We start from the raw sequence: 1,762 nt of genomic DNA on the forward strand, positions 1-1,762 counted from the left end.
ACGGGTCTGGAATGCGATCCAGTATCTTGCCGCCGCCGGGTGCGCATGGTCGCTCCTGCCGAAGGACTTTCCGCCGGTCTCGACCGTGCGCTACTATTTCTACCGCTGGCGCGATGATGGCCTGCTGGCCGAGATCAATCGCCACCTGGTCGCGGCCGCGCGCCTCGCGGCAGGACGCGACGTGCAGCCGACAGCCGGTGTGATCGACAGCCAGAGCGTGAAAACCTCTGAAAACACCTCCCTTTCCGGCTACGATGCGGGCAAGCGGATCAAAGGTCGAAAACGCCACATCATCACTGATACCTGCGGCAACCTGATCGCATGCGAGGTTCATACAGCCAACATTCAGGATCGTGACGGTGCGCCCGGGGTCTTCGCCAAGCTCCGCCGCGAGGCCCCAAAACTGCGCCACATGTTCGCGGATGGTGGCTATGCCGGCCCGAAGCTGCGGGGCGCCCTCGTGAGCCTCGGACGCTGGACGCTGCAGATCGTCAAGCGCTCCGACACCGCCGAAGGCTTCGAGGTGCTGCCACGCAGATGGGTCGTGGAGCGCACCTTCGCATGGCTCGGTCGCTGTCGCCGTTTGGCGAAGGATTGGGAGAAATCCATCGAAAGCGCAGAGGCTTGGCTGCTGATCGCCCATATCCGGCGCGTCACCCGACTCCTTGCAACAGATTGAAATCCTTCATCCCGTTTTGAATCGGACTCTAAGCCTTCTCAAACAGTTAATGCACTTGTAGGTCAAACGCGATTGCCTTGGGTCTTCTCTTAGCTCGCTGCATCATGCTGCTATTTCGCGGCAAATCCACCTATCCCAACTGTTCAGCTTTCCCGAACCACATGGCATTTAAATTGGACCGCTCAACCACTCATGTGGGGCTGCTCAAGCTGGGTGAATAACGGCGGCTAACTAGGAAAGCCTATCAGACCCAAACCGTAAGCTTTTGCGACTGCATGTGTCCGATTCGCGGCAGCCAGTTTGGTACAGCAACGCTTGATGTGAATTCGGATTGTTTCCGGCGAGCGATCCAAGATACAAGCAATCTCGTCGGTTGTTTTACCCTTAGACACCCATTCAAGGCACTCAAGTTCCCGACTGGTTAGGCTTCCAGACTGTTGCCTTGGAAATAGTAGGCCAAATTTTCCGGAAATAGTATAGTGGAAATGATGAGTCAAAAAAATCAAAGTGCTCGAGCAACTTATTTCCTCCGCGATTTTGGCTATTTCACCAGCGCCTTGGATTACACTCACGAAGGCAAAGCCCATCCTTCTTGGTAAATGTACTGGTATGGTTATTCCATGTTCCAGTTCCTTATCGGCCAGATAGTGCCAGCTGTCTATTTGAGCCGAAGTAAGATTTTCTCGTTGTTGTATGTCTTTCCATCTGACAATCGGCCCGCTGTTAAAACAGGCGTGATAATATGGGTCATTGGCTCTGTGATCATCCCATGAGGCCTCCCAATTTTTTGGAAAGTTCCTGGTTATAACTGGAGGAGGAGCCCAACTACCGTCAAGAAGACGGGGCGTGTCAAGATACGAATAATCAACCCTCGAAAAACCAAGTTGTGTTGTCGCAGAAGCTAACACCTCTAGCGCATTATCTACGCTAGATATCTGTTCGAGGTCTCTGAGAAACTCCGCGACCAAGTTGCCCCCTGGGAGCGATTTAGCCTCCGTGCGTTTCATGGTATGTCACCCCCTACCAGAAATGTGATCATCCGGGATGGAACATCTAGGGAACGTCTGATCAACGGGTTCGGCT

The 1,762-nt window shown here is 53.9% G+C and carries 2 protein-coding genes; one reads left to right on the forward strand and one right to left on the reverse strand.

Annotated elements, in window-relative coordinates; genetic code table 11:
• The coding region (locus FE811_RS26720) for an IS5 family transposase (RefSeq protein ID WP_140849529.1) at nt 1-679 on the forward strand (679 nt) is incomplete at its 5' end.
• Between the two features lie 227 nt (nt 680-906).
• Here the strand turns inward: FE811_RS26720 and FE811_RS26725 are convergent.
• Nucleotides 907-1,686 carry a LuxR family transcriptional regulator gene (locus FE811_RS26725; protein ID WP_140849530.1) on the reverse strand — a complete coding sequence of 260 codons (780 nt, stop codon included), beginning with the start codon at nt 1,684-1,686 and terminating at the stop codon, nt 907-909.
• Nucleotides 1,687-1,762: the final 76 nt, after the last annotated feature.

The sequence above is a fragment of the Paracoccus sp. FO-3 genome, assembly GCF_006386455.1.
Classification (GTDB): Bacteria; Pseudomonadota; Alphaproteobacteria; order Rhodobacterales; family Rhodobacteraceae; genus Paracoccus; species Paracoccus versutus.

Coding starts and splice junctions, on each gene's coding strand:
- FE811_RS26725 (WP_140849530.1), bottom strand. CDS start 1,686: ATGAAACGCACGGAGGCTAAATCGCTCCCAGGGGGCAACTTGGTCGCG.